Below are 25886 nucleotides of genomic sequence, written 5' to 3' on the forward strand. Positions count from 1 at the left end.
ATGGACCAGATTGCATGGGACAAGGAAGTGGATGCGCTCGTCGTGGGTTCCGGCGCGGGCGGCATGGCCGCGGCGCTGACCGCGCACGAGGAAGGGCTGGACGTGCTGCTGGTCGAAAAGACCGACCGCATCGGCGGATCGACGGCGATCTCCGGCGGCGCGGTGTGGATCCCCCTGAACGCGCAGACTGAAGCGGCGGGCCATGCGGACAGCATGGACAGCGTCTGGACCTATCTGGACCAGACGGTGGGCGCGGCGGCCCCCGAACACATGAAGCGGGCCTATCTGGAGGCAGGCCCGCGCATGATGGATTACCTGGTGTCGCGCGGCCTCTTGCAGCTTGCCGCGCGCACCGCCTCGCCGGATTACTACCCTGACCGGCCCGGCGCCGCAATGGGCGGCCGCTCGCTCGACCCGGTCGAATTCGACGGCCGCAAGCTGGGCAGCCGCATGCGGCTCCTGCGCGACCCGCTCAAGGAATTCACCGTGCTCGGCGGCATGATGGTCAACATCACCGACGTGCGGCACCTGCTTGGCGCCACGCGTTCGTTCGCGGCCTGGCGCCACAGCATGAAGCTGGTGTTGCGTTACGCCTCGGACCGCGCGCGCGGGTATCACCGCGGCACGCGGCTGCTGCTGGGCAATGCGCTGGCGGCCCAGTTGTTTCATGGCCTGTTGACCCGCAACATCGACTTCTGGCTGCAAACGCCCGCGCTATCGCTGCACCGCGACGCCGCCGGGCGCGTGCTGGGCGCCGCCCTGTCGCGGGACGGCAAGACGGTCAACGTACGCGCACGCCGTGGCGTCGTGATGGCGACGGGCGGATTCCCGTGGGATCCGGAACGGCGCGCGCGAACCTACCCGCAGCCGACCGGCGGCTGGTCGATGTCCCCGCGCGGCAATACCGGCGATGGCATCCGGCTGTCGGAACAGGCCGGCGCGGCGTTCGGCAGCGGCCATGCCAGTCCGGCGTTCTGGGCGCCGGTCTCCGTGCTGGATACCGGCACCGGCACGCCGCTCAATTACCCGCATCTGGTCTGGGACCGCGCCAAGCCCGGCCTGATCGCCGTGAATGGCGCGGGCAACCGGTTCGTCAACGAATCGACCTCGTACCACGAGTTCGTGCAGGCCATGTACCGCAGCAACGAGACCGTGCCCAGCATCCCGGCGTTCCTGGTCTGCGACCAGCGGTTCATCGACACGTGGGGCCTTGGGCTGGCCCTGCCCGGCGGCCGGCCCCGCCAACACCTGATCGACCAGGGCTACCTTTTGCAGGCGTCCACGCTGGCGGCGCTGGCCGGCCGGCTCGGCGTACCCGCCGACGCGCTGCAGGCCACCGTCCAACGCTATAACCGGCACGCCGCGCAAGGAACCGATCCCGATTTCGGCAAGGGCAGCACGGCCTACAACCGCTATCTGGGCGATCCGCAGCACCAGCCGAATCCATGCCTCGCGCCGCTCGGCGATGGGCCTTATTACGCCGTCAAGGTGTACCCGGGCGACATCGGCACCGCCTGCGGCATTGCCGCCAACGCCCATGCGCAGGCGCTGGATGCCGCCGGCGCGCCGATCCCCGGCCTTTACGTTGCGGGCAACGACATGCAATCCGTGATGGGCGGCGCGTACCCCGCGCCGGGCATCACGCTCGGCCCCGCCTTGACCTTTGGCTGGGTGGCTGGACAGCGCCTGGCCCATGCGCAACACTGACGCCTCTCACCGACAGGGAACCCCATGAAAATCTTCTTCTCGCCCGCTTCGCCCTTTGTACGCAAGTGCATGGTCATCGCCCACGAACTCGGGCTGGCCGACCGGATTGAAAAGCTGCCCAGCGCCGCCGGTCCCGTCGCCCGCGACCAGACTATCATCCCGAGCAATCCGCTGGGCCAGGTGCCCACCTTCATCACCGATGAAGGCCAGGCGCTGTTCGACAGCCGCGTTGTCTGCGAGTATCTGAACGACCTGGGCGGCGGATCGTTTTTTCCTGCCGGCAAGGCCCGCTGGCCCGTGCTGACCGAGCAGGCAATGGCCGACGGCATGCTGGGCGCGGCGCTGCTGGCGCGCTACGAGACCGTGCTGCGTCCCGAGGCCTTGCGCTGGGATGGCTGGGTCGAGGGCCAGTTGGGCAAGGTGCGCGATGGCCTTGCGCTCATCGAGAAGAACGCCGCGGGCCTCGCAGGCCGCCTGGACATCGGCACCGTCACCATCGGCTGCGCGCTGGGTTACCTGGACTTCCGCTTCCCTGACCTGGACTGGCGCGCCTCGCACCCGGCCACGGCTTCCTGGTACGAGGATTTCAGCCAGCGCCCCTCGATGCAGGCCACCAAGCCCTGATCCGGCCGCCGGCGGTTTGCGCCGGTAAGTGCCACGGCATCAATGCGACGACACGAACGCGGCTTGCGCGAAGGCCGGTATGGCGAAGCCTTCGCGCATGCGCCGCGCCTCCGCCGCTGGCGTCAGGCCAAATAGGCGCTTGAACTCGCGGCTGAACTGGGACGGGCTCGTGTAGCCCACCGCCTGGCTCGCCGTCTCGGCCGTCAGGTCCTGCCGCACCATCAAGAGCCGCGCCTGGTGCAGGCGGGTCGATTTCACGTACTGCATCGGAGACGCCTGCGTCACCGCCTTGAAATGGCTGTGAAAGCTCGGGACGCTCATGCCCGCCTCATTCGCCAGCCTGGTGACATCCAGCGGCTGGGCATACTCCGCATGGATGAGACGCAGGGATTTGCCAATACGTCCAAACTGCCCACGCAGCGATAGCGCTTCCCGCATCGAACTGCCCTGCGGGCCGGTCAGCACGCGGAAATAGAGTTCGCGCAGCAGGCCCGCTCCCAGCACTGCGGCTTCCAACGGCTTGGCCATGGCCTCGATGAAGCGCAGCACCGATGCACGCATCGCTTCATCCATCGGGGTCGACATCATGCTTTGCGGCGCCTGCGCTGGCGCCGCATGCCCGGCGCCGTCGATCTGCGACGCCAACTCCGCCGCCAATGCAAAGTCCAGGTGCAGGTACAGCGCCAGCAGCGGCCGCTCGGGCGTGGCTTCAGTCTCCATGCTGAAAGGAACCGGGACGGAGACGGCCAGGTAGTGCTGCTCGTCATAGAGGTAAAGCCGATCGCCGAAATATCCGCGCTTACGGCCCTGGCACACGATCACGATCCCGGGGTCATACAGCACGGGCGTGCGCGCCAGCGCGCGGTTGGCGCGCAGCACGCGCACGCTGGGCAACGCCGTCAGGTTGTAGCCCTCATGGGGCGCCAAGCCGCGCAGCAGCTCGGCCATGCGGCTCTCGGCAAGAGCGGGGCCTGCCGCGCCGTCCACGGTCGGGGAAGTCGCGTTCATAGTTTTATGCAATATAAGTAGCGGAATACGGCTTATCCGCGCGTTTTTGCGAGACTACCATGCATTCTCCACTGACTTTGGAGCCGACTCCATGACCTCCCCCAAAACCCTGCTCATCACCGGCGTCAGCAGCGGCTTCGGCCGCGCATTGGCCGAGGAGGCCCTCGCCGCCGGCCATCGCGTGGTGGGAACCGTGCGCAGCGACCCCGCGCGGATCGCCTTCGAGGCCTTGTCCCCAGACGCAGCCATCGGGCGCGTCCTGGACGTCACCGACTTCGACGCCATCGACGGCGTCGTGGCCGATATCGAAGCCAGCGCCGGGGCCATCGATGTGCTGGTCAACAACGCGGGCTACGGTCACGAAGGCGTGATGGAAGAGTCGCCGCTGTCGGAAATGCGCCGCCAGTTCGACGTGAACGTCTTTGGCGCGGTCGCAATGATGAAAGCGGTCCTGCCCTTCATGCGCCAGCGCCGGCGCGGCCACATCCTGAACATCACGTCCATGGGCGGCCACATCACCATGCCGGGGATCGCGTACTACTGCGGCAGCAAGTTCGCGCTGGAGGGGATTTCCGAAGCCCTGGGCAAGGAAGTGCAGCCGCTGGGTATCGCCGTGACCGCCGTGGCGCCGGGATCGTTCCGCACTGACTGGGCGGGCCGATCCATGACACGTACCCCACGCGCGATTGCAGACTACGACGCCATCTTCGATCCCATCCGCAAGGCGCGCGAAGAGAAAAGCGGCCGACAGCTGGGGGACCCGCGCAAGGCGGCGCGCGCCATGCTGGCGGCCATCGCCGCCGATCATCCGCCCGCGCACCTGCTGCTGGGCAGCGATGCGCTCGGGTTGGTCCGGGGCAAGCTGGCCGCCTTGCAGGAGGAATTGGCGGCGTGGGAGACGGTTACGAAATCCACAGATGGATAAACCCCTGCGCAGAAGGCTTTGCTACAGTGAACTTGCATCTCCCCTGACAGACCAACCCAAAGGTCAATCACGACAAGGAGCGCCCGCATGGCCATTTCTGCGATCTCCGCCATCCCCCACGTCGCCGCGCCTTTTCCGGCGCGCGTATCGATGCTGGATGAGAACCGCCCCGCCGGGGAAGCCGAACGCGCCGCGCAGAACTTCGCGGCCCGCCAGGCGCAGCGCACCGCCCAGGCCCAGGCCGCCCGCGAAGCCCAGCGCCTGGAACGCGCCCAGGCCGACAAATTGGCCAGGGCCGAGCAAAACGCCCCGCGCGTCAGAGAAAACGCTGACCCCGCGGCCGCGCCCCTTGCTCTTGCCGCCCCCGCCCTCAACATCGATGAATTGCGCGACCTGTACGCGGACGCCCGCATGCGGCGCGCGGTCGAAGACTTTGCCGCGCGGCCCGACCCGGTGGCCCAACGCGCCCAGGCCGCGAACGACTGGGGCACCATCGAAGGCCTGGCGCCGCTGCAACCTTATCGTGTCGCCATGGGCAATCCGCAAGTCGAATTGCAGGCCGCGGCTGTCATGAAGGCAGCCAGTGCTGTCGTTCCGGCGGTGGCCAACATCGGCCCCACCGAGAACGTGACCGACAACGCGCGCTACCGGCCCGGCGCCGCGCCCTGATTCCCGCGCTGACCCAGGTGTCAGACACCCGAAAGATCCTGGCGCTGACCCAGGTGTCAGACACCCAAATGAGACACCCGTCAATTGGCGACGGCGTCTCGACGGGTGTCTGACACCGCCCCCAAAGCCCGCCCATGAAAAAAGCCGCCTGAAAAGGCGGCTTTATCATGGCGCGAAGACCGATCAGTGGAAGAATTCCGCGATCATCGTGGCGCCCATGAAGGTGCCGGCGTTGGCGGCCAGCGACACCACCACGATCTTCCAGCCCAGCTTGCGGAAGGCGGGCAGGTCTTTCAGGATCGACAGGCCGGCCATGGCCAGGATGACCGTCGTGAACGGCAGGAAGTTGACCTTGCCGACCATTGCGATGATCTGGTCCGAGTACGGCAGCACGCCAGGGCAACCGGCCGTCATGGCGATCAGCGACAGCACGAACACCGCCGGCAGCTTGGGCACGACGCGCAGGATGAGGTCAGTAATGACGACCAGCAGCACGATGATGCCCATGCCGGGCAACGCGTCCGCGAACGGCACGTTGTAGCCCAGGCGGTTGCCCACCAACGCAAACAGGCCACAGATGACGTAGGCGGTCAGGCGGTCGCCAAAGCCCATCTTCGCGCCGTGCGCCGGCACGTCTTCCGACACGCTGTTGTCCACCACGGCCTCGCCCTTGGTGCGCGAGAAGCGGCCCAGCACGGGCTCCAGCTTTCCGTACAGGAAGATCGTCGTGGGCAGCGAGATGAAGAGGGTGAAGTACACGCCCACCACGGTGGTCAGCAGGTTGGCCGCGGCGGCCAGGGCAGCCACCTGATGCGCCATTTCGGGCGTCTGCTGCGAGGCGATCGCGCCCACGCCGGCGGCCATCATGCTGCCCGAGCCCACGCCTGCGCCCATGGCGAGCGAGCGCGGATCGAAGATGTTCAGGCTGGTGATGAAGCCGGCCATCAGCGCCACGAACAGCGCGCCGATCACGGTGCCGGTGATGTATTCGGCCATGACGCCGCGGCCTTCGGGCGAATTCATGCCGTAGCGCTCGCCGATGATCGCCAGGCTGGGCTCACGGCCCACCGAGAACGTGGCACCGATCGCTTCGCGCTTGATGCCCAGCAGCAGCGCCAGCGGCAGGCCGATGGCCATGGTGCCGAAAAAGTGGCCGAACTCCTGAAACACCAGCGCCCAGCCGGCCTCGCGCACCTGCGGCAAGGCGCCGCCGACCATCAGGCCCAGCTTGGCCAGGAACGGCAGCAACGCATATTGCAGGTAGCCGCTGATGCGGGTCTGCATGGCCTTGTCGATGCCGATGCCGGACGGCAGCCGCTGACCGAAAGCCGCCACGACCGCGCCGATGAAAATGGCCCACAGCATGGGTTGCAGGACGATCTTGCCGGGACCGACCGAGAAGGTCACGCTGCCGATCGCTTCGGAGATGACGACCACCAGCAGGATGGCGGCGAGCATGCGCACGCGCCCCGATAGCGGCATGGAAGGCAAGGCCAGGCTGGCGCTGGCATGTGACATTGTTTTTCCCCTGATGACGAACGGCGCGCAACGGGCGCGTCGGTTCGGACTGCGCAATTTTCGCTCTGCCCGTTGGCGGGCAACCATGACACCCGCCGCCGAGAAACGTTGCGTAAAATGCAACGAAATGCCTTTTCCTGGGAAATTTTTGCACGGGACGGCGTGCGTTAAGGGTAAACCCTTAATTGCCCGCGTGGAAAATCCGCCGCATTCCCGCCCGGAGCCGACGCCATGGATGAACAACTCGACGCCCGCCGCACGCACTACTTCATGCAGGTCATGAGCCGGGGCTCGGTGCGCGGCGCGGCCGAAGCGCTGGAAATGGATCCGTCCGCCGTCAGCCGCGCCATCGCCGCCCTGGAACGCGACTGCGGCATGGCGCTGTTCGAGCGTCGCGGCCGCGGGCTGGTGCCCACCGATGCCGGCCACATCCTTGCCCGCTACGTGAAGCGCCAGCAGGACATCCAGGAAAGCTTCTTTTCCGAGATCGACAGCCTGCGCAAGGCCGAGCGCGGCCACATCGATCTGGTGCTGGGCGAGGGCTTTGTCGAACTCATGTTCGACCGCGTCCTGCCGGGTTACTGGCGCAGCCACCCGGAAGTCACGCTGGATATCGACGTGGCTCGCACCTCCGAGATCGTGCAGCGCATCGTCGACGACCGCGCCTATATCGGGCTGGTGTTCCAGCCGCCCAATGACGCGCGGCTGCGCACGCATTATTCGCGGCCCGAACCGATACGCGCCATCGTGCGCCAGGATCATCCGCTGACCCGGCTGCGCCGCCCCCTGCTCTTGACCGACCTGGCCGACTACCCCGGCGCGTCCATGCAGGAAGGCTTCGGCGTGCGCCAGCACATCCAGGCCGCCGAGATCAGCGAGCAGGTGCGGCTGCACAACGTGCTGACCACCTCGTCCTTCAAGGCGCTGTGGCAATTCGCTGCCGCCGGCATCGGCTACGCGCTCACGCCCCCCATCGCCGTCACCGCCGACATGCAGGCACAGCGGCTGGCCAGCCTGCCGCTGGCCAATCCCATCCTGAATCAGGGCAGCCTGCACGTCCTGAGCCGCGCCGGCCGCCACATTTCGCCCGCCGCGCGCGAACTGCTGGACCACATCGTGCGCGGCATCGGCGCGCATGCCGCCGCGCCAACTGATACGGTCGGTTGAACCGGATCTGCCTCTGTCTGCGCCGCAGTCCAACGTCTACAGTGGACGGTCAAGAATCTGCCCGGAGGCGCATATGCTCAGTTTCCTGCGCACGGTCCGCTCCGTGCTGTGGGCCTTTTTCGGCGTGCGCCGGGACCGCGGCTACGACGCCGACATCGCCCACAACAAACCCGGCCCCCTCATCGCCACCGGCCTGCTGCTCGCGGCCTGCCTGGTGATCATTCTGGTGTTCGTGGCGCGGTGGGCGGTGAATGCGGCGTTGTAGCTGCGTCGCCAGCGAGCACCGGCCGGGCCAGGTGCAACTATCTATAGGCAACGACGGCGCCGCTGTACGGCATCGGTGCAGATGATTTCCCGCAAAGGCTAAAAACCCATCCTTTGCAAAAATACCCGTCACGCATGAACCATGCCCCTTCGGCAGCCGTACTTTGCAAAGGGCGTAGGGCCCGGTCTCCGCAAAAACAGCCGCCCCGCCGCCCGGCCGCCCGAAGGCGGGGCAGCCCCCTCGGGGGGCAGCTAGCGCGCGAAGCGCGCGCGGCGTGGGGGCCCCTCCCCGGGGCCTTATTTCTTTATTACCAGAATGACTTAGACGGTCTTTACGGCTGCCTGTTACGGTTATGAATCCCGTTTTTCCGGCGCCGTGCGCCCGCCCCGTCCCGGGGTTCAGACCGAGAAGATTTCAAGGGCAGTAGACATGTACGTGTATGACCCCGTCGATCAACAGCTTGTCGAGCAGCGTGTCGCGCAGTTTGCCGATCAGACGCGCCGCTTTCTCGACGGCCAGCTTACCGAGGACGATTTTCGCGTCCTGCGCCTGCAGAACGGCCTGTACATCCAGCGCCACGCTCCCATGCTGCGCGTGGCGATTCCGTATGGCCTGCTGGCATCGCGCCAATTGCGCACCCTGGCGCACATCGCGCGCAAATGGGACCGCGGCTACGGGCATTTCAGCACCCGTCAGAACATCCAGTTCAACTGGCCCAAGCTCGAAGACGTGCCGGACATCCTGGCGGAACTCGCCACGGTGCAGATGCACGCCATCCAGACCAGCGGCAACTGCATCCGCAACACCACCACGGATCACTTTGCCGGCGTCGCGCCGGACGAGCTCGTCGATCCGCTGATCTGGTGCGAGATCATCCGCCAGTGGTCCACGCTGCATCCGGAATTCGCCTTTTTGCCGCGCAAGTTCAAGATCGCGGTCAGCGGCGCCGTGGAAGACCGCGCCGCCGTGGGGGTGCACGACATCGGCCTGCAGGCGGTCGAACGCGACGGCAAGCTGGGTTTCCGCGTGTGGATCGGCGGCGGCCTGGGCCGCACGCCCATCGTCGGCAAGCTGATCAATCCGTTCGTCGAATGGCAGCACCTGCTGACCTATCTGCAAGCCGCGCTGCGCGTGTACAACCTGCATGGCCGCCGCGACAACAAGTACAAGGCGCGCATCAAGATCCTGGTCAAGGACCTGACGCCCGAGGTCTACGCGCAGCAGGTCGATGAAGAATGGCAGCGCATCAAGGGCGGCCCCGACACCATCACGCAGGAATTCGTGGACCGCATCAAGTCGCGCTTCGTCTGGCCGCAGCACGATGCCGCCGCCGCGGCGGACATCGACAACACCGCCGCGCTGGCCGCGGGCGACAAGCGTTTTGCGCGCTGGCTGCGCACCAACGTGCATGCGCACAAGGTCGCCGGCTACGCCGCGGTCACGGTGTCGCTCAAGCCCACCGGCGTGCCGCCGGGCGACATCACCGCGGACCAGATGGACGCCGTAGCCGACCTGGCCGACGACTTCGGTTATGGCGAACTGCGCGTGTCGCACGAACAGAACCTGATCCTGGCCGACGTGCGCCGTTCGCGTCTGCATGAGCTGTGGCAAAAGCTGGAGGCCCTGAACCTCGCCACGCCCAACGTCGGCCTGCTGACCAACATCATCGCCTGTCCGGGCGGAGACTTCTGCGCGCTGGCCAATGCCGTCTCCATTCCCGTGGCCGAAGCCATCCAGCGCCAGTTCGACGATCTGGACTATCTGTTCGAAATCGGCGAGCTGGACCTGAACATCTCGGGCTGCATCAACTCCTGCGGCCACCACCACGTCGGCCACATCGGCATCCTCGGCGTCGATAAGGCCGGCGAGGAGTGGTACCAGGTCACGGTGGGCGGCCGCCAGAACGGCGCTGCCAAGCCGCTGCCCGACCTTGAATCCACGCACGGCGGCGGCGCGGCCATTGGCCGCATCATCGGCCCGTCGTTCGCGCGCCATCAGGTGCCCGGCGTGGTCGACCGCCTGATCCGCACCTACCTGGGCCTGCGCGACAGCGAGGCCGAGCGCTTCATCGACGTGGTCGATCGCGTCGGCATCGACCCCTTCAAGCAGGACGTGTACGCGGACCCTGCCTTCGCCAAACCCACGCAGCACGCGGAGCCCGCCCATGTCTGAGATCTACGCCCACGACGCGCCCGGCCCGCACCTGATCCGCAACGGCAAGCTGGAGGCCGACACGTCGCGCCCCTTCGTGCCCGAACCGGAAGTGCCGGCCGAGGGCCAGGTGCCCGCCGACGAACCCGGCTGGATCGTCCCGCTGTCCGTCTGGAAGACATCGCGCGCCACCCTGCGCCGCCACAAGCATCCCGTGGCGGTATTGCTGGGCCCCGATGCCGACCTGACTGATCTGGCGGACGCCGACGGCGTGCTGCATCCGGAAGGCATCGCCTTCATCGCCGTGGACTTCCCGGTTTACACCGATGGCCGCGGCTACTCGCTGGCCCAATTGCTGCGCACGCGCTACCAGTGGCAAGGCGAGCTGCGCGCGGTGGGCGACGTGATGATCGACACCATCCACTACCAGGCGCGCGTGGGCTTTGACAGCTTTCTCGTCAAGCCCGGACACGATCCGCACAAGGCGCTGGCCGCCTTCAAGACGTTCACGGTGCACTACCAGAAGACGTACCGCGTCCCCACGCCCGCGGCCGCCTGAACGAACCGCCTGATCGAACCGCCTGAACGAGGCTACATAAACGAGGCTCCTGCGGCCTCAGTCCCCTTCGCCGGGCGCCGCCCCCAGCTGCATGCCGAACCCGCTCTGCGCCAGTTGCGCACGGATCAGATCGGCAATGCTGCGCTGGCGCGGCGCCTGCATCCGGCTGATCAGGCTGGATACGCTGACCGCCAGCCGCGGATACCCGCCGGCATCGCACAGCGCCACCCCCACGCCCAACACCCCCGGCACCGCCGCGTTGCCCACCACGGCCCAGCCGCGCCCGCGCGTGTTCTCGACCAGCCGCCGCATCTGCGCCACCGTCATGCCGCCATAAGCGCGTAGCGCCTGCTCGTTCTGCGCCACGACCTCGTCGGCTTCGGCAGCGGGCAATGCGCCGAGCAGCGCCAGACCCGCCGCGCCCACGCCCAGCGGCTGGCGATGCCCGACCGTCACGGCCAGCACCTGCACCGGATAGTTGCCGACCTCGCGGTGCAGGCAGAGCGAATCGTTCGCCGCCCGGCAGATGAGAAACGCCGAATCGCCGCTGACGTCGCTGATCTGGCGCAGCAACGGCCGCAGGCTGCGCACGGCCTGCGCGTGCGGATCGCCGGCCATCATCACGCCCAGTTCGGCGACGCGCCAGCGCGGCGCGCCCGATTCGCGCAGGGCATAGCCCTCTTCGACCAGCACATCCAGGTAGCGGTACACCGTGGACCGCTGCATGCCGGCGGCCCGCGCGATGTCCACCACGTGCATGCCGGCCGCGCCGGCCTGGCGCAACACGCCCAGCACCTTCAGCCCGCGCCGCAGGATGCGCGGACCGGAACCCTCGGAATCCGGTTTGTTCAATTTCTGGACACCTTGCGTTGATAGGGCCTCCATCAAAGCCGAATATGAAGGCGGACAGACGGAGATCTGTCCAATTATTAGACAAACAGGACGGAGACAACAATGAAGACATTCGGCAAGCGCTGGACCGCTGCGGCGGTGGCCTTGAGCGGCGCCCTCGTGGCCGCCGCCCCCGCCTGGGCGGCCAAACCCTATCCCGAACGCCCCATCACCCTCGTCGTCGGCTACGCCGCCGGCGGCGCCACCGACATCGTGGCGCGCCTGATGGCCAAATCGCTGTCCGAAGAGCTGGGCCAGACGGTCGTTGTCGAGAACAAGACCGGCGCCAACAGCAATATCGGCGCAGAAATCGTCTCGCGCGCCGCGCCCGACGGCTACACGCTGTACGTCGGGTCCATCGCCAACACCATCAACCGCACGCTGTACAGCCAGCTGAACTACGACTTCGTCAAAGGCTTCGAGCCGGTCGGCCTGCTGGCGACCATTCCGAACATCCTGGTGGTCAATCCCAAGCTGCCGATCAAGTCCGTGCAGGAATACATCGCGTATGCCAAGAAGAACCCCGGCAAGCTGACCTGCGCCTCGTCCGGCAGCGGATCGTCCATTCACCTGTCGTGCGAACTCTTCAAGATGAAGACCGGCACCGACATCCTGCACGTGCCCTATCGCGGCAGCGGCCCCGCGGTGGCGGACCTGCTGGGCGGCCAGGTGGATTCCATGTTCGACAACCTGCCCTCGTCCCTGCCCCACGTGCAGGCGGGCAAGCTGCGCGCCATTGGCGTGACGTCGCCCGAGCGCCTGCCCGCCACGCCCGATGTGCCCACACTGGCGGAATCCGGCCTGCCGGGCTTCGACGTGGAATCGTGGTTTGGACTGGTGGCGCCGGCCGGCACGCCCAAACCCGTCATCGACCGCCTGAATCAGGCGGTGAACAAGGCGCTGGCCAGCCCCGCCCTGCAGACCTCGTACAAGCAGGGCGGATTCTTCCCGCCGCAGCCGCCCAACACGCCGGAGACCTTTGCCAAGAAGATCGCCAGCGAAATCGACAAATGGGGTGCGGTCGTGAAAAGCGCCAACCTCAAGGCCAACTAGCGATCCAAGGAGCCAAGGTGTACCCGATTGATTTTTTCTTCCGCGCGGCCGAGCTGCATCCGGACCGCGTGGCGCTCGACGGTCCCGACGGGCAGGTCACCTACGCGCGGCTGGCGGCCGACACCCGCGCGCTGGCGGCCGCGCTGCAGGACCTGGACCCGGCGCCGCAGACGCGCGTGGCCATCTGCGCCGGCAACTCGGCGCGCCACATCCTGGCGCTGCTGGCGGTGCTGGCCAGCGGCAAGGTGTGGGTGCCGCTCAACTACCGCAGCACCGCGCCGGAGATCGGCCGCATCCTGGATGCCACCGAGCCGACCATCGTGATCGTGGACGGCGTGGGCGGGCCGCTTGTGCCCGTGGGCCCGGCGCGTCGCGTCGAACTGGAAGACGCGGCGGCAGACTTGACGCTGGATGGCCTGTTGGCCGGGTGCGCGGGCCGCGCGCCGCTGCGGCACGCGCTGCCCCGCGATGCCACCCAGGCCATCAAGTTCACGGGCGGCACCACCGGGCTGCCCAAGGGCGTGATGCAGCCGTATCACGCGTGGAACGCCGGCATCGTCAACCAGATCCTCAACTGGGGCCTCACCGCCGACGACCGCTATGTGGTGTCCGCGCCCATCACGCACGGCACGGGTACGTATCTGCTGCCAGTGCTGGCGCAAGGCGGCGCGCATCTGCTGCTGGATAGCGTGTCGCCCGCCACCATCACGGCGGCGTTTCGCGAGCGGGGCGGCACGCTGAGCTTCATGCCGCCCACGCTGATCTACATGCTGATGGCGCAGCCAGGCGTGTCGCGCGCGGACTTCCCGCGGCTGCGCAACCTGATCTACGGCGGTGCGCCCATGCCTGTCGAAAAAATCGAGCGTGTGCGCGCGTTCTTCGGTCCGGTGCTGGGCACGACCTACGGCCAGACCGAGGCCCCGCAGATCGTCACCGTCCTGCGTCCCGCCGACCTCGAAGCGCCTGAGAACCGCGCGTCGGTCGGCCGGGTCACGCCGCTGTCGGACGTGGCGATCATGGCGCCCGACGGCACGCTCTTGCCGCGCGGCGAGATCGGCGAAGTGGTGGTCCAGGGCGATCTGGTCATGACCGGCTACTGGCGGCTGCCCGAAAAGACGGCCGAGACCGTGGTCGACGGCTGGCTGCACACCGGCGACACCGGCCTCATCGATGCGCGCGGCTACCTGTTCCTGAAGGACCGGCTGCGCGACGTCATCATCACCGGCGGTTTCAATATCTACCCGGTGGACGTCGAGAACGCGCTGTCCGCGCATCCGGCCGTCTATGAGTGCTCGGTATTCGGCGTGCCCGACGACAAATGGGGCGAGGCGGTGCACGCGGCCGTTCAGCTTCAACCGGGCGCGCAAGCGAGCGACGATGAACTGAAGGCGCACGTGCGCACGCTGCTGGGCCCGGTGGCCACGCCCAAGCAGATCCATTTCCACGACAGCCTGCCGCGCTCGAGCGTGGGCAAGGTGCTGAAGAACGCGGTGCGCGACGCCGCAATGAAGGAGACGCCATGAACACGCCCGAAACCCGCCTGTGCGCCCATCACCTGACCGGCATGTCGTACCGCGACGTCGACCTGGTCGAAGACCTGATCGGCAAGAAGTCCTTCACCGAGGTGATGATCATGCAGATCCTGGGACGCGACGCGCGCCCGGTGGACATGCGCATCGTGGACGCCGTGCTGGTCACGCTGATGGAACACGGCATGACGCCCAGCGCGATCGCCACGCGCCTGATCTACATGAGCGCGCCCGAGAACCTGCAGGGCGCCGTGGCGTCCGGCCTGATGGCCGTGGGCAGCCAGTTCGTCGGCACCATGGAGAACTGCTCGCGCCTGCTGGATCGCATCCGGCAGGCCGCCGACGGCCCCGCCGAGGCGCTGGCGATTGCGCGCGAGCACCGCGCCTCGCGCAGCCCGCTGCCCGGCTTCGGGCATCACCTGCACAAGCCGGACGATCCGCGCGCGATCAAGCTGCTGGCGCTGGCCGAGGCGGAAAGCGAGCTGAGCGGCGAGTCCGTGCAGGCCCTGCGCTGGCTGGCCAGTGCCATCGACGAGACGTACGGCAAGCACATCACCATCAATGCGACGGGCGCCGTGGCCGCGCTGCTCAGCGAAATCGGCGTGCCCACGGACCTGATGCGCGGCTTTGCCGTCATCTCGCGCGCGGCGGGTCTGGTGTCGCACGTTGCCGAAGAGCAGCAAAGCCCTTCCGGGCGGTTTATCTGGGAAACCATCGACCACGCCATTCCGTACGTGGGCAAGGGCAAATCCCATCAGCAAGACGGCGGGCAATCATGACGGCGGCATCCGGCGGGCGCCTGGCCGGCAAGGTCGCGCTGGTAGCGGGCGCGGGCACGTCGGCGCCCGGCTGGAGCATCGGCAAGGCCAGTTGCGTGACGCTGGCGCGCCAGGGCGCGGCCGTCGTTGCGCTGGACGCCAACCTGACCGCTGCCGAAGAAGCGGCGCACGAAGTCGAATCGGCCGGCGGCAGCGCGCTGCCGGTGCAGGCCGACGTGGCCGGCCCCGCTGCGATGCAGGCCGCGGTGGATGCGGCGCTGGGCCGCTTCGGCCGCATCGACGTCCTGCAAGCCAACGCGGGTATCGGCAAGGTGGGCGGCCCCGAAGACATCTCGCTGCAAGACTGGGACCGCATCCAGCAGGTGAACGTGACCAGCCTGCTGATCGCGACACGGCTGGTGGTCCCGCTGATGCGCGCGCAAGGCGGCGGGGCCATCGTCGCGGTGTCGTCGATCGCGGGCATCCGGTACACCGGCTATCCGCATCTGGCCTACAGCGTCAGCAAGGCCGCCGTCATCCACTTCGCGCGCATGGCCGCGCAGCAATATGCCGCCGACCGCATCCGCGTGAACACGGTGATTCCCGGGCTGATCGACACCCCGCGCGTGGCCAGCAACGTCGCCAGGATGTTCGATGCCAACGACCTGGACGCCGCCCGCGCGGCGCGCGACAGGCAGGTGCCGATGGGCCGCATGGGCACGCCCTGGGAGGTCGCCAATGCGGTGGCCTTTCTGGCTTCCGACGATGCGTCTTACATCACCGGCACCGAACTGCTGGTCGATGGCGGCCTGACGGGTAAGTACGCCTGACGCGCCTACTCGGCCTTGATGTTGCCGCGCTGGATCACGCCCGTCCACTTGGCCACGTCCTCCTGGATGCGCTGCGCGAATTGCGCCGGTGTGCTGCCGACGGGCTGAAAGCCCATCCCCGTCAGCTTGTCCCGCAACGCGCCGCGTTGCACGGACTCGGCCAGCGTCTGCGACAGGCGCTCGATGATCGGCGCGGGCACGCCGGCCGGCGCAACCAGGCCGAACAACGGCGAGATGTCCACGCCCGGCAGGCCCGCTTCCGCAAAGGTGGGCACGTCGGGCAGCTGGCTCACGCGCTGCGGGCTGGTGACCGCCAGCGCCCGCAGCTTTCCGCCCTTGATGTGTTCAAGCATCGTGGGCACGGTGGCAAACCCGAACTGCACCTGGCCGCCCAGGAGGTCGGTGATCACAGTGCCGCCGCCGCGGTACGGCACGTGCAGCACGTCCACGCCCGCCTGCTGGCGCAGTTGCTCGCCGGCCAGATGCGGACCGCTGCCCACGCCCGCCGACCCGAACGACAACGTGCCCGGCTGCGCCTTGGCCAGCGCCACAAAGGACGCGATGTCCGTCGCCTTGACCGAGGGGTGCACCACCATGACGAAAGGCGCCGTCGCCATCAGCGAGATCGGCGCGAAGTCCTTGATGGCGTCATACGGTTGACGCTCGCCCAGCAGCGCGGGATTGATCGTGAACGTGGAGTCGACCATGCCGATGGTGTAGCCATCGGGCGCCGACACCGCAAGGGCGCGCGTGCCGATCGTGGTGCCACCGCCGCCACGGTTCTCCACGACGAAGGGCTGGCCCAGCGCCTCGGCAAACACCTGGCCCGCCATGCGGCCCAACGTGTCCGTGGCCGCGCCCGGCGGATACGGGATGGTCAGGCGGACCGCCTTGTCCGGATACTGCGCGGCGCGCGCCGCGAAAGACCACGGCAGCACGGCGGCGCCAGCAGCCAGGGCCGCGCCATTGATCAGGAACGCTCTGCGTGAGGGATGCATGGGGTTGTCTCCAGGTTCATATGCGGTGCGGCCTCTTGAGGGCCGGTTCGTATTTCGGTGTATCTTTCGTATCTGATGCGTGGGTGCGGATGCGTCTGCTTCAACTGCTGTAGCGGCCCTCGGCTAATTCCGCCTCCGGGTCCGCGCCCAATCCCGGCGCGTCCGGCACGTCGACCCAGCCGTCCTTGATGGGCACGCTGCGCCCGTAAGGCACATGCGCCAGTTCGACGTACAGGCGTTCCAGCGATACCTCGGCCTGCTGTGCGGCGATCAGGTGCAGGCTGGCAAGGTATCCGGGACCGAAGAACGCCACCTGCGGCGCGCACACGACGCGCGTGTCCGCGCACTTCTGCGCGATGCGCCACGCGGCGGTCAGGCCCAGCTTGATGACGCTGGGCTGCACGTACTGCGCCACTTCCGTGTCCACCACGCGTTCCAGGTCGGTCGCGCTGGCGGCGTTCTCGCCCACTGCCAGGGGAATGCCGCAGGCATCCTTCAAGCGGGCCAGCGCGCGGTCGTCTTCCGGCGGCCACAAGGGTTCCTCGATCCAGAACGGATCGTGCGGGCGCATCGCCTCGATGGCGGATTCGGCTTCGCCGGGCAGCCAGGCGCAGTTCGTGTCCACCATGATCGGCACGCCCGGCCCCGTGCTGCGGCGCACGGCAGCCAGCGCATCGGCCGTGCGCTCGTGCAGCTTGATCTCGGTAAAGCCTTCGTCCAGCGCGCGCGTGGTCACGGCGTCCAGGCGCTCGGCGTTGCCGTAGTACTGCAGCAACGACGCATACACGCGCACCCGTTCGCGGCGTTTGCCGCCCAGCAGTTCGTACAACGGCACGCCCGCGCGTTTGGCGCGCAGGTCCCACAGCGCGATGTCCAGCCCGGCCAGCGCGTGCACCACGGGGCCGGACCGCCCCAGGTTGTGCAGCGTGCGCTGCATGCCCGGCAGCAAGGTTTCGTCGTCCGCGTCCCGCCCGCAGGCCAGCGGGGCAATCAGCGTTTCAAAGATGGCGGGCAAGGCGCGCGGCTCCACGCAGTACGACTCGCCCCACGCCACCGTGCCGTCTTCCGTCTGCACGCGCACCAGCGCGCTGTCGAGCTTGTCGCGCGGCCGGCCGGCGAACAGCGGCGACGGGCTCCAGTGATGAAACGGCAGGCGCAAGGGAATGCAGGTGACGGAAACGATGGTGTTGGCGGGCATGGCGGCGCGGAGGTCGGGATGCAGAATGCGATGGGCTATTCTGGCGGCCGCCGGTTCATATGGTCAAATAGATGAATTGACTATTTCCATATGAATTTCATATGTTAAACCGGCGAGAACTCCTGCTGCTGCGCGCCATGTATCGGCACGACACCGTCACCGCCGCGGCGGCATCGGTCAACATGACGCAGCCCGCCGCCAGCGCACTTTTGCGCGACATGGAAACGCGGCTGGGCTTTGCGCTCTTCAGCCGCGAGAACCGGCGGCTGCACCTGACCAGCCAGGGCCGCGCGCTGATCCCGGAAGTCCTCAATGCGCTGGCCGGCATCGAGGCCGTGGACCGGCTGGCCATCGACATCCGCCAGGGCGCGCTGGCACGGCTGGATGTCGCTGCCGTCGCCATTGCGGCGTCCAGTCTGCTGCCGCCGGCCCTGGCCGGCGTGCGCCGCGCCCATCCGTCCGTGGCCGTGACCGTGCGCGCCGGCACCGCCCTGGAAATCATCGAGATGGCGGTGGACCATCGCATCGACCTGGGCATCATCATCGGTTCGCCGCCGGACATCGACCGCGTGTCCAGCCTGCGGCTGGCGCCCCTGGGGCTGCATGCCGTCATGCCGAAGGACCATCCGTGGGCAAGAAAGGCCACGTTGACGCTCGACGAAGTCGCCGAAGCCGGTCCGATCGTGCTGGCCCCCGCCCTGCCCGCCGGGCGCGCGACGCGTCAGGCGCTGGAGGCACGCGGCCTGCCCTATCGCCCCATCATCGAGGCCGCGCAATCATTGGCGGCGTGCGCGCTGGCCGCGCAAGGCCTGGGTGTGGCCATCGTGGAAAGCCTGGGCGCGCATTACGCCGAGCGGCAGGGCCTGGCCGCGCGGCGCCTCTTGGCGCTGGAAGACCCGGTGCTGGCGGTGGTGTGGTCGCGCGACCGCGCGATGAGCGCGCCGGCGCAGGTGCTGCAGGAAGGCTTGGCAAACGAGGCGCGCATGTGGCTGTCGCGCGGGGAGGCCGCGGCTGACAAACGCCAGACGGCGCGAGGCCGGACGCGCACGCGCCCGGCCGCATGAACCAGACGGGACGACTTACCAGGAGGTCGTGTAGGCGCCGGGGAACTGCTTGGCCACGAAAGCCTTCACTTCGTCGGACTGGTAGGCCTTGATGAAGCGCGCGATGCGCGGATCGTTCTTGTTGTCCTCGCGCGCGGCGATCACGACGGCCGCAAACGGCGCGTCCTTGCTCTCCAGCACCAACGCGTCCTTGGCGGGCGACAGGCCGGCGGGGATGGCGTAGGCGGAATTCACGGCGGCGGCATCCACGTCCTTGAGCGAGTGCGGCAGCTGCGCGGCCTCGATCTCGACGAACTTCAGGTTCTTGGGGTTCTCGGCGATGTCGAAGATCGACGCCGTCACCGTCACGCCGTCCTTCAGCTTGATCAGCTTGGCGGCCTGCAGCACCAGCAGCGCGCGGGCGCCGTTGGTCGGATCGTTCGGAATGGCCACCTTGCCGCCCTGCGGCAGATCGTCCAGCGACTTCACGCGTTTGGAATAGATGCCCATCTGCTGCACGACGGCCGTCGCCACCGGCACGAGCTTGTAGCCGCGCGCCTTGTTCTGCGATTCCAGGAAAGGCTTGTGCTGGTAGATGTTCACGTCCAGCTCCTTGGCGTCCAGCGCGGCATTGGGCTGGATGAAGTCGCTGAATTCGATCAGCTTGACCTTCAGGCCCTCCTTGGCGGCCACCTGCTGCACGACTTCACCGATCTGCGCGTGCGGGCCGACGGTGACGCCCACCTTCAACTCGGCGTCCTGCGCCATCGCCGAGGTGCCGGCAAAACCGATAAGGGTGGCAAGTACGGCCAGGGAATGACGAAGGCGCATGGGAGATCTCTAGAGGTAGTCGTAATGAGACCCCGGATTCTAGAGACGCCGCCTCAAAACCGGAAGCGATGAATATTCATATTGATATGTGGATTTCGATATAAACACCGCAATGACAGCGCCGGCGCATGCGGACACAATAGAGCCTGCTTTCATCAACCCACCCGCCTCCATGTCCACGACTACCGAACTCCATCCGCATGCGCGCGCGCTGCTGGCTGACCATTACGCCGCCGTCGACGCCGACCTTCCCGCCCTGCTCGACCTGCTGTTTGCGCGCAGCGCCGGCGAAGACTGGCACAAGGCCGGCACGTTCAAGCATCACCTGCTGGGCGTCTACCGCACGCTGGCGCTGTGGAACCAGCCGCGCGAGGTTCGTCTGCTGGGCCTGTTTCATAGCGTGTACGGCAACGAATACGTGGACCTCACGCTCTTTGACCGTGAACGCGAGCGCAACACGTTGCGCGATGTGCTCGGCGCCGAAGCCGAAGAATGGGTCAGCCTCTTTTGCGCCATGCCGCGCACGCGATTCGTGCAGGCCATCCTGCAGGGACAGGGCACGGGACCGGAAGGCCTGACGCTGGAAGGCGCCGACGGGCACGTGTTCACGTTCACGCCGCGCCAGGTCGCCGCATTCACGGTGGTGTCCGCCGCCGACATGGGCGAGCAATGGCATAGCTGGCAGGACGAGATCTTTGCCTGCTATCCGCAGCAGCAGCGCCGCGACTTGAAGACCAACTGGGCCTCGTCGCTGTGGCCCGGCCCGCTCAAGCCGCCGTCGAACATCCTGTCGATGCTGTCGCATCTGCTGGCGCCGCTGTCGCGCATGCCGCAGGACACCGGCATTCCGCTGCCGCCCGCCTTCGACAATTGCCGCGCCACGCTCAGCCCGCGCGACGAAGCTGCGGCCAGCGCGCTGTACTGGCAGGTCATCACGCGCATGCATCCCCTGACCGAAATGGACAGCGCCCGCCACATGCTGGAAGCCGCGGTGGAGCACAACCCGTGGGTCGGAGAACCGCGCCTGCTGCTGGCGCAACTGGCGTTGACGTCAGGAGATTTCGAGGCCGCGGAACAGCATGCTGCCGCCGGCCTGGCCGCGCTGCAGGCCTGGGGCACGGCGTGGGACAAGCGCATCGAATGGGCCGGATGGATGGCCTGGGCGCGCATCGAACTGCAGAACGCGCGCGCACGCAAATGGCCGGAAAACCTGGCGGCGTTGAACGGGCTGGGCTTGGTGGAGTAGCGCCGGCGGGGCTTGCCGGGATGGGACGGCGCGGGCGGCTTTTGCGCCCGCGTTCCTTTGCCAATGGGGTAGATAGCGCCTACGTGGCTTCCCCGCTTGGACAGGACGGGAGGCTAGCGCCTACGTGCCTTCCCAATGCGGCCCGGGCACGACGATGTCGAACAATTCCAGCACGCGCGCCACGGTGTGATCCACCATCTCTTCGATGGAAGCGGGCCGGTGATAGAACGCCGGCAGCGGCGGAAACACGATGCCGCCCATTTCGGTCACCGCCGTCATATTGCGCAGGTGAGCCAGATTGAACGGCGTCTCGCGCACCATCATCACGAGGCGGCGGCGCTCTTTCAGCGTGACGTCCGCGGCGCGGGTGATCAGGTTGTCGGACAGGCCGTGGGCCACGGCCGCCAGCGTGCGCATGGAGCACGGCACGATCACCATGCCCGCGGTCTGGAACGCGCCGCTGGCCAGCGTGGCGCCCACGTCGCGCACGCTGTGCACATGATCGGCCAGCGCATAGACGTCGTGGCGGCTGACATCGAGCTCATGCTTGATGTTCAGCACGCCCGAGGCGGACACCACCAGGTGCGTCTCGACGTCTTCGACGTTGCGCAGCGCCTGCAGCATGCGCACCGCGTAGAGCGCGCCGGTGGCGCCCGTGATGCCGACGACGAGCCGCCGCATGATGCGTCAGGCCGTGGCGCCGGATTGCTCCAGCAGCGTCTTCAGTTCGCCGGACTCGTTCATCTCATTCATGATGTCCGAGCCGCCGATGAACTCGCCGGACACGTACAGCTGCGGAATGGTGGGCCAGCTGGAGAACTCTTTGATGCCCTGGCGGACTTCGTCGTCCTCCAGCACATTGACCGTGACGAGCTTCTTCACGCCACAGCCTTTCAGGATCTGAATGGCCTTGCCGGAGAACCCGCATTGCGGGAACTGGGCGGTGCCCTTCATGAACAGCACGACGGGGTGCTGGGTAACGGTTTCACGGATGAATTCTTGAACGTCGCTCATGGTGGTCTCTTGGACTGGCAAAACGGAATTGCTCAATTATAGGTACACCCGGGAAAACCGCCCGATTACCCCGCCGCAGGGCCGGTATATCCGGGGCAAACGCAACAACACGTGTCGGGCCGGGCGAGCTGCGCGGGGTGTCAGACACCTGCGACCAGCAAACGCCCGCCCGAGATCCGTTCGATCCCCGCCAGATCCTGCCGGCTGTGCACGTCTGCAAACCCGGCCTGGCGCAGCATGCCGCGTACCTGCTCCGCCTGATCCCAGCCATGTTCCATCCAGAGCGAGCCGCCGGGCTTCAGGTGGGCGCGGGCGCCTTCGACAATGCGCGCCAGATCCTCCAGTCCGCCCGCGCCATCGGTCAGCGCGCCGCGCGGCTCGAAGCGCAGGTCGCCCTGGTCCAGATGCGGGTCGTCGCTGGCCACGTAGGGCGGATTGGAGACGATCAGGTCAAAGCCTTCGCCAGCCGGCACGGCCTCGTACCAGCTGCCTTCGACAAAGCGCACGGCAGCGGTCAACTCCCACGCGTTCGCGGCAGCCACGGCCAGCGCGGCCGCGCTGACGTCCGACGCCATCACGCGCGCGTCGCGCCGCGCCAGCGCGATCGACACCGCGATCGCGCCGCTGCCCGTGCCCAGATCCAGCACCATCGGCCCGGTAAGGCCATCAATGCACTCCAGCGCGGTTTCGACCAGCACTTCCGTGTCGGGCCGCGGAATCAGCACGTCGGGCGTCACCTGGAACCGGTGCCCCATGAACTCGCGATGGCCCAGCAGGTAGGCCATGGGTTCGCCCGCCAGCCGGCGCAGCGCCAGGGCCTCGTACGCCGCCGCCACCTCGGGCGCCAGCGCATCGGTGTCGTGCGCCAGCAGCCAGGCGCGCGGCTTGTCCAGCACGTGCTCCAGCAGCATGCGCACTTCCAGGCGCGGCAGGCGCGTGTCCAGCAGCAGGCTCTTGATCTGGGGCGCGGTCATCGCGTCGGCCTCAGATGTCGTCGCCCAGCGCGGCAAGCTGCTCGGCCTGGTGCTCGGCGATCAGCGCGCCGGTCAGTTCCTCGAGGTCGCCTTCCATGATCTGTTGCAGCTTGTACAGCGTCAGGTTGATGCGGTGATCGGTCACGCGGCCCTGCGGATAGTTGTAGGTGCGGATGCGCTCTGAGCGGTCGCCCGTGCCGATGAGGCTCTTGCGCTCGGCCGCTTCCTTGCTCTGGCGCTCGCGCTCTTCCTTGTCCTTCAGGCGCGCGGCCAGCACCTGCATGGCCTTGTCCTTGTTGCGGTGCTGCGAACGGTCGTCCTGGCATTCGACCACCAGCCCGGTCGGCAAGTGGGTAATGCGCACCGCCGAATCCGTCTTGTTGATGTGCTGGCCGCCCGCGCCGCTGGCGCGGAAGGTATCGATGCGCAGGTCGCTGGGATTGATGACGATCTCGGACATGGCGTCGGCTTCGGCCATGATGGCGACCGTGCAGGCCGACGTGTGGATGCGGCCCTGCGCCTCGGTGGCCGGCACGCGCTGCACGCGGTGCGCCCCCGATTCGAACTTCAGACGGCCATATGCGCCGTCGCCGTCGATGCGCGCGATCACTTCCTTGTAGCCGCCCAGCTCGGACGGGCTTTCGGACATCAGTTCCACGCGCCAGCCGCGCTGTTCCGCGTAGCGCGTGTACATGCGCAAGAGGTCGCCCGAGAACAGCGCGCTTTCGTCGCCCCCCGTGCCCGCGCGGATTTCCAGGAACACGCTGCGCCCGTCGTTGGGGTCACGCGGCAGAAGCAGCAGCTGCAGCGCCGCTTCCAGCGTTTCCAGCTTGCCGCGTCCGGTCTTGATCTCTTCTTCGGCCATCGCCTTCATGTCGGGCTCGGACAGCATCTCCTGCGCCGTCGCGATGTCTTCCTCGGTACGGGCGAACGCAGTGAAGGCTTCGACCACCGGCTCCAGTTCGGCGCGCTCGCGGGAAAGCTTGCGAAAGCGGTCCATGTCGGACGCGGTTTCCGGTTCGGCGAGCAAGGCATCGACCTCGATCAGGCGATGGCACAAATGCTCCAGCCGGCTGCGCATGGAAGATTTCATGAGGGGAAGACCCAAGGAGAAGACAGAAAAAGCGGGCGCCCACAAAGCGAACGCCCGCCATGAGGCGGGGCGTTGGGCAGAGCCGCTAACGACGGGAGTCGCGGCCGGGGAAGAGGCGCGGCATCCAGGCAAGCAGTTGCTTGCGGTCGTCGCCTTCGCTGCGGTTCAGCGCCGCGAGCGGGCCGTGCAGGTACTTTTGCGTCAGGCCGTGCGCCAGTTGTTCGAGCACGGCTTCGGGCGATTCGCCCCGCGCGAGCAGGCGGCGGGCGCGTTCCAGTTCGGCGGCGCGGACGTCTTCGGCGGCCTGGTGCAGGTCGCGGATGACGGGCACCACTTCGCGGGATTGCATCCAGTGCATGAAGCCCTGGACGCGGGTTTCGATGATGGCTTCGGCTTGCACCACCGCGGCGCGGCGGGCGTCGGTGCCGGTCTGCACCAGCCGGCCCAGATCGTCGACGGAATACAGGTACACGTCGTCCAGGCGCCCGACTTCGGGTTCGATGTCGCGCGGGACGGCCAGATCGATCATGACCATCGGGCGGTGACGGCGCAGGCGCGTGGCCCGTTCCACCATCCCCAGACCGAGGATGGGCAGGGAGCTTGCCGTACAGGAAACGACAACGTCGAATTCGGACAGCCGCTCGGTCAGGTCGGACAGCTTCATCGTGCTGGCCGAGAAGCGGTTGGCCAGCAGTTCGGCGCGTTCGGCCGTGCGGTTGGCGACCACCATGCTGCGCGGACGCTGCGCGGCAAAGTGCGTGGCGCACAATTCGATCATTTCGCCCGCGCCGATGAACAGCGTGCGGGCCTGGTCCAGATTGCCGAACACACGCTCGGCCAGGCGCACCGCGGCGGCGGCCATGGACACGGACTCGGCGCCGATGGCGGTCTGCGAACGGACTTCCTTGGCGACCGAGAAGGTGCGCTGGAACATCTGATGCAGCAGGGTGCCCAGGGAACCGGCTTCGCCGGCGGCACGCACCGCGTCCTTCATCTGGCCCACGATCTGGGTTTCGCCCAGCACCATGGAATCCAGGCCGCTCGCCACGCGGAAGGCGTGACGCACGGCGTCGTCTTGATGATGGCGATACAGGTGCGGGCGCAGCGTGCCGGCGTCCAAGCGGTTGTGTTCGGCCAGCCAGGCGGGCAACTGATCCGCCACGTGGCCGTCGGCCGCGCAGTAGATCTCGGTGCGATTACAGGTGGACAGGATGGCGGCTTCGCGGACAGAGCCGCCGAACGCCGAACGCAAGCCTTCGAGGGCGGGCTTGACCAGATCGACGGGCATGGACACGCGCTCGCGGACCGATACCGGCGCGGACGTGTGATTCAGACCGAAGGCAAGGACAGCTACCGACATGTGTGAGGGATGGCGGAAAGCCACCCGCGGCTAAGCGTTAAGAACTGCCACTATAAGAACAATGTGTCGCAGCCCGCTTGTCTCGCGTCAAAGGCGGGAAAGCATCCGGCTGTAACAACAAAACCGCTGACGATTATACTCCTGCGGGTTATCCCCAGGCCACTTCCGCCCCCGATAGCCGTCAGATGACGCCTTTTCGTGCCGTGAAGCCAACAGTCTACGGCGACGCGCGATCCGGGAAATCCGTGCGGTTCAGAAAAAAGTGGCACATCGCCGCCCCGGCTGGCACAAGTCAGAAAAATTGTGTATAGTTGCGGACTTCATTGGCCTGGTAGCTCAGTCGGTAGAGCAGAGGATTGAAAATCCTTGTGTCGGTGGTTCGATTCCGCCCCAGGCCACCAAAAGCATTCGGGACTTCGGTTCCCACGAAAAACCCAGCCCCCGCGCTGGGTTTTTTGTTGAGTTTTTTGGTGGC

Annotated in this window: 25 protein-coding genes and 1 tRNA gene; 15 read left to right on the forward strand and 11 right to left on the reverse strand. The window is 67.3% G+C overall.

Going from position 1 to position 25886, the window contains the following annotated elements; genetic code table 11:
• Entirely contained in the window at positions 1-1707 is a 1707-nt protein-coding gene (locus H4P35_RS24810) for an FAD-dependent oxidoreductase (RefSeq protein WP_226847395.1), read from the forward strand.
• Positions 1708-1731: 24 nt separating this feature from the next.
• Positions 1732-2331, forward strand: coding sequence for a glutathione S-transferase (locus H4P35_RS24815; protein WP_226847397.1), 600 nt, complete (start codon positions 1732-1734; stop codon positions 2329-2331).
• Positions 2332-2370: 39 nt separating this feature from the next.
• Here H4P35_RS24815 and H4P35_RS24820 read toward each other — a convergent pair whose 3' ends face one another.
• On the reverse strand, positions 2371-3279 hold the full coding sequence (locus H4P35_RS24820; RefSeq protein ID WP_226849535.1) for an AraC family transcriptional regulator: 909 nt from the start codon (positions 3277-3279) through the stop codon (positions 2371-2373).
• A 151-nt stretch (positions 3280-3430) separates the two neighbouring features.
• On the opposite strand from H4P35_RS24820, the gene H4P35_RS24825 reads away from it, so the two are divergent.
• On the forward strand, positions 3431-4264 hold the full coding sequence (locus tag H4P35_RS24825; RefSeq protein ID WP_152382817.1) for an oxidoreductase: 834 nt from the start codon (positions 3431-3433) through the stop codon (positions 4262-4264).
• A gap of 87 nt (positions 4265-4351) precedes the next feature.
• Positions 4352-4933 (forward strand): hypothetical protein, encoded by a 582-nt coding sequence (locus tag H4P35_RS24830; protein WP_217618233.1) that lies wholly within the window; start codon positions 4352-4354, stop codon positions 4931-4933.
• A 183-nt stretch (positions 4934-5116) separates the two neighbouring features.
• Here the strand turns inward: H4P35_RS24830 and H4P35_RS24835 are convergent, their stop codons facing one another.
• Complete coding sequence (locus H4P35_RS24835) at positions 5117-6451, reverse strand: DUF3100 domain-containing protein (protein WP_180097372.1); 1335 nt, start codon at positions 6449-6451, stop codon at positions 5117-5119.
• 231 nt (positions 6452-6682) lie between these two features.
• Between H4P35_RS24835 and H4P35_RS24840 the strand changes: the two genes are divergently transcribed.
• The 4 genes from H4P35_RS24840 to H4P35_RS24855 all read left to right on the forward strand — a co-directional run bounded on the left by H4P35_RS24840 (position 6683) and on the right by H4P35_RS24855 (position 10593).
• A complete protein-coding gene (locus H4P35_RS24840) occupies positions 6683-7618 on the forward strand; it encodes a LysR family transcriptional regulator (RefSeq protein WP_175156481.1) in 936 nt (311 codons plus the stop codon).
• Positions 7619-7691: 73 nt separating this feature from the next.
• On the forward strand, positions 7692-7883 hold the full coding sequence (locus tag H4P35_RS24845) for a DUF2970 domain-containing protein (protein WP_226847399.1): 192 nt from the start codon (positions 7692-7694) through the stop codon (positions 7881-7883).
• Positions 7884-8312: 429 nt separating this feature from the next.
• The gene (locus H4P35_RS24850) at positions 8313-10055 is read left to right on the forward strand and encodes a nitrite/sulfite reductase (RefSeq protein ID WP_128829100.1); all 1743 of its coding nucleotides are present in this window, start codon (positions 8313-8315) and stop codon (positions 10053-10055) included.
• On the forward strand, positions 10048-10593 hold the full coding sequence (locus H4P35_RS24855; protein WP_056319884.1) for a DUF934 domain-containing protein: 546 nt from the start codon (positions 10048-10050) through the stop codon (positions 10591-10593). The genes H4P35_RS24850 and H4P35_RS24855 overlap by 8 nt, the downstream gene beginning before the upstream one ends.
• Positions 10594-10650: 57 nt before the next feature.
• Here the strand turns inward: H4P35_RS24855 and H4P35_RS24860 are convergent, their stop codons facing one another.
• Positions 10651-11445: an IclR family transcriptional regulator gene (locus H4P35_RS24860; protein ID WP_056319887.1), complete on the reverse strand. Its 795-nt coding sequence runs from the start codon at positions 11443-11445 to the stop codon at positions 10651-10653.
• Positions 11446-11547: 102 nt separating this feature from the next.
• Here H4P35_RS24860 and H4P35_RS24865 point away from each other — a divergent pair, with 102 nt between their 5' ends.
• Genes H4P35_RS24865 through H4P35_RS24880 form a run of 4 tightly spaced genes read left to right on the forward strand, consistent with a single transcriptional unit; the run spans position 11548 to position 15654 of the window.
• Positions 11548-12537 (forward strand): tripartite tricarboxylate transporter substrate binding protein, encoded by a 990-nt coding sequence (locus tag H4P35_RS24865; RefSeq protein WP_056319888.1) that lies wholly within the window; start codon positions 11548-11550, stop codon positions 12535-12537.
• 17 nt (positions 12538-12554) lie between these two features.
• Positions 12555-14060, forward strand: coding sequence for a class I adenylate-forming enzyme family protein (locus H4P35_RS24870; RefSeq protein ID WP_226847400.1), 1506 nt, complete (start codon positions 12555-12557; stop codon positions 14058-14060).
• On the forward strand, positions 14057-14845 hold the full coding sequence (locus H4P35_RS24875; RefSeq protein ID WP_062839013.1) for a citryl-CoA lyase: 789 nt from the start codon (positions 14057-14059) through the stop codon (positions 14843-14845). Before H4P35_RS24870 ends, H4P35_RS24875 begins: the two co-directional genes overlap by 4 nt.
• Positions 14842-15654 (forward strand): SDR family NAD(P)-dependent oxidoreductase, encoded by an 813-nt coding sequence (locus H4P35_RS24880; protein ID WP_226847401.1) that lies wholly within the window; start codon positions 14842-14844, stop codon positions 15652-15654. Before H4P35_RS24875 ends, H4P35_RS24880 begins: the two co-directional genes overlap by 4 nt.
• A gap of 5 nt (positions 15655-15659) precedes the next feature.
• On the opposite strand, the gene H4P35_RS24885 is transcribed toward H4P35_RS24880, so the two are convergent.
• Complete coding sequence (locus H4P35_RS24885; protein ID WP_056319902.1) at positions 15660-16652, reverse strand: tripartite tricarboxylate transporter substrate binding protein; 993 nt, start codon at positions 16650-16652, stop codon at positions 15660-15662.
• A 100-nt stretch (positions 16653-16752) separates the two neighbouring features.
• Positions 16753-17850: a mandelate racemase/muconate lactonizing enzyme family protein gene (locus H4P35_RS24890; RefSeq protein ID WP_226847402.1), complete on the reverse strand. Its 1098-nt coding sequence runs from the start codon at positions 17848-17850 to the stop codon at positions 16753-16755.
• Between the two features lie 101 nt (positions 17851-17951).
• On the opposite strand from H4P35_RS24890, the gene H4P35_RS24895 reads away from it, so the two are divergent.
• A complete protein-coding gene (locus tag H4P35_RS24895; protein WP_226847403.1) occupies positions 17952-18914 on the forward strand; it encodes a LysR family transcriptional regulator in 963 nt (320 codons plus the stop codon).
• Between the two features lie 15 nt (positions 18915-18929).
• On the opposite strand, the gene H4P35_RS24900 is transcribed toward H4P35_RS24895, so the two are convergent.
• Positions 18930-19724 carry a MetQ/NlpA family ABC transporter substrate-binding protein gene (locus tag H4P35_RS24900; RefSeq protein WP_056319907.1) on the reverse strand — a complete coding sequence of 265 codons (795 nt, stop codon included), beginning with the start codon at positions 19722-19724 and terminating at the stop codon, positions 18930-18932.
• A gap of 172 nt (positions 19725-19896) precedes the next feature.
• Here H4P35_RS24900 and H4P35_RS24905 point away from each other — a divergent pair, with 172 nt between their 5' ends.
• Positions 19897-20970, forward strand: coding sequence for a tetratricopeptide repeat protein (locus tag H4P35_RS24905; protein ID WP_226847404.1), 1074 nt, complete (start codon positions 19897-19899; stop codon positions 20968-20970).
• 120 nt (positions 20971-21090) lie between these two features.
• Here the strand turns inward: H4P35_RS24905 and H4P35_RS24910 are convergent, their stop codons facing one another.
• The 5 genes from H4P35_RS24910 to hemA form a co-directional block, all read right to left on the reverse strand.
• Positions 21091-21651 carry a UbiX family flavin prenyltransferase gene (locus H4P35_RS24910; RefSeq protein WP_056319911.1) on the reverse strand — a complete coding sequence of 187 codons (561 nt, stop codon included), beginning with the start codon at positions 21649-21651 and terminating at the stop codon, positions 21091-21093.
• 6 nt (positions 21652-21657) lie between these two features.
• Positions 21658-21984, reverse strand: coding sequence for a Grx4 family monothiol glutaredoxin (gene grxD / locus H4P35_RS24915; protein ID WP_056319914.1), 327 nt, complete (start codon positions 21982-21984; stop codon positions 21658-21660).
• 140 nt (positions 21985-22124) lie between these two features.
• Complete coding sequence (prmC, locus tag H4P35_RS24920; protein ID WP_226847407.1) at positions 22125-22958, reverse strand: peptide chain release factor N(5)-glutamine methyltransferase; 834 nt, start codon at positions 22956-22958, stop codon at positions 22125-22127.
• A 10-nt stretch (positions 22959-22968) separates the two neighbouring features.
• Positions 22969-24051 (reverse strand): peptide chain release factor 1, encoded by a 1083-nt coding sequence (gene prfA, locus H4P35_RS24925; protein ID WP_056319917.1) that lies wholly within the window; start codon positions 24049-24051, stop codon positions 22969-22971.
• Between the two features lie 85 nt (positions 24052-24136).
• Positions 24137-25411, reverse strand: a complete 1275-nt coding sequence (gene hemA, locus H4P35_RS24930) for a glutamyl-tRNA reductase (RefSeq protein ID WP_056319920.1) — start codon at positions 25409-25411, stop codon at positions 24137-24139.
• Positions 25412-25736: 325 nt separating this feature from the next.
• On the opposite strand from hemA, the gene H4P35_RS24935 reads away from it, so the two are divergent.
• Positions 25737-25812 (forward strand) — tRNA-Phe (locus tag H4P35_RS24935).
• The last annotated feature ends 74 nt before the right edge of the window (positions 25813-25886 follow it).

The organism is Achromobacter sp. 77 (assembly GCF_020541125.1).
Classification (GTDB): domain Bacteria; phylum Pseudomonadota; class Gammaproteobacteria; order Burkholderiales; family Burkholderiaceae_B; genus Achromobacter; species Achromobacter mucicolens.

What these genes read in the sequence shown, in the direction of transcription:
- prmC (WP_226847407.1), bottom strand. Translation starts at nt 22,958, where the DNA reads ATGACCGCGCCCCAGATCAAGAGCCTGCTGCTGGACACGCGCCTGCCG.
- H4P35_RS24820 (WP_226849535.1), bottom strand. Translation starts at nt 3,279, where the DNA reads ATGGCCGAGCTGCTGCGCGGCTTGGCGCCCCATGAGGGCTACAACCTG.
- H4P35_RS24885 (WP_056319902.1), bottom strand. Translation starts at nt 16,652, where the DNA reads ATGCATCCCTCACGCAGAGCGTTCCTGATCAATGGCGCGGCCCTGGCT.
- H4P35_RS24865 (WP_056319888.1), top strand. Translation starts at nt 11,548, where the DNA reads ATGAAGACATTCGGCAAGCGCTGGACCGCTGCGGCGGTGGCCTTGAGC.
- prfA (WP_056319917.1), bottom strand. Translation starts at nt 24,051, where the DNA reads ATGAAATCTTCCATGCGCAGCCGGCTGGAGCATTTGTGCCATCGCCTG.
- H4P35_RS24810 (WP_226847395.1), top strand. Translation starts at nt 1, where the DNA reads ATGGACCAGATTGCATGGGACAAGGAAGTGGATGCGCTCGTCGTGGGT.
- grxD (WP_056319914.1), bottom strand. Translation starts at nt 21,984, where the DNA reads ATGAGCGACGTTCAAGAATTCATCCGTGAAACCGTTACCCAGCACCCC.
- H4P35_RS24855 (WP_056319884.1), top strand. Translation starts at nt 10,048, where the DNA reads ATGTCTGAGATCTACGCCCACGACGCGCCCGGCCCGCACCTGATCCGC.
- H4P35_RS24830 (WP_217618233.1), top strand. Translation starts at nt 4,352, where the DNA reads ATGGCCATTTCTGCGATCTCCGCCATCCCCCACGTCGCCGCGCCTTTT.
- H4P35_RS24835 (WP_180097372.1), bottom strand. Translation starts at nt 6,451, where the DNA reads ATGTCACATGCCAGCGCCAGCCTGGCCTTGCCTTCCATGCCGCTATCG.
- H4P35_RS24845 (WP_226847399.1), top strand. Translation starts at nt 7,692, where the DNA reads ATGCTCAGTTTCCTGCGCACGGTCCGCTCCGTGCTGTGGGCCTTTTTC.
- H4P35_RS24850 (WP_128829100.1), top strand. Translation starts at nt 8,313, where the DNA reads ATGTACGTGTATGACCCCGTCGATCAACAGCTTGTCGAGCAGCGTGTC.
- H4P35_RS24890 (WP_226847402.1), bottom strand. Translation starts at nt 17,850, where the DNA reads ATGCCCGCCAACACCATCGTTTCCGTCACCTGCATTCCCTTGCGCCTG.
- H4P35_RS24815 (WP_226847397.1), top strand. Translation starts at nt 1,732, where the DNA reads ATGAAAATCTTCTTCTCGCCCGCTTCGCCCTTTGTACGCAAGTGCATG.
- H4P35_RS24895 (WP_226847403.1), top strand. Translation starts at nt 17,952, where the DNA reads ATGTTAAACCGGCGAGAACTCCTGCTGCTGCGCGCCATGTATCGGCAC.
- hemA (WP_056319920.1), bottom strand. Translation starts at nt 25,411, where the DNA reads ATGTCGGTAGCTGTCCTTGCCTTCGGTCTGAATCACACGTCCGCGCCG.
- H4P35_RS24825 (WP_152382817.1), top strand. Translation starts at nt 3,431, where the DNA reads ATGACCTCCCCCAAAACCCTGCTCATCACCGGCGTCAGCAGCGGCTTC.
- H4P35_RS24905 (WP_226847404.1), top strand. Translation starts at nt 19,897, where the DNA reads ATGTCCACGACTACCGAACTCCATCCGCATGCGCGCGCGCTGCTGGCT.
- H4P35_RS24900 (WP_056319907.1), bottom strand. Translation starts at nt 19,724, where the DNA reads ATGCGCCTTCGTCATTCCCTGGCCGTACTTGCCACCCTTATCGGTTTT.
- H4P35_RS24880 (WP_226847401.1), top strand. Translation starts at nt 14,842, where the DNA reads ATGACGGCGGCATCCGGCGGGCGCCTGGCCGGCAAGGTCGCGCTGGTA.
- H4P35_RS24875 (WP_062839013.1), top strand. Translation starts at nt 14,057, where the DNA reads ATGAACACGCCCGAAACCCGCCTGTGCGCCCATCACCTGACCGGCATG.
- H4P35_RS24840 (WP_175156481.1), top strand. Translation starts at nt 6,683, where the DNA reads ATGGATGAACAACTCGACGCCCGCCGCACGCACTACTTCATGCAGGTC.
- H4P35_RS24910 (WP_056319911.1), bottom strand. Translation starts at nt 21,651, where the DNA reads ATGCGGCGGCTCGTCGTCGGCATCACGGGCGCCACCGGCGCGCTCTAC.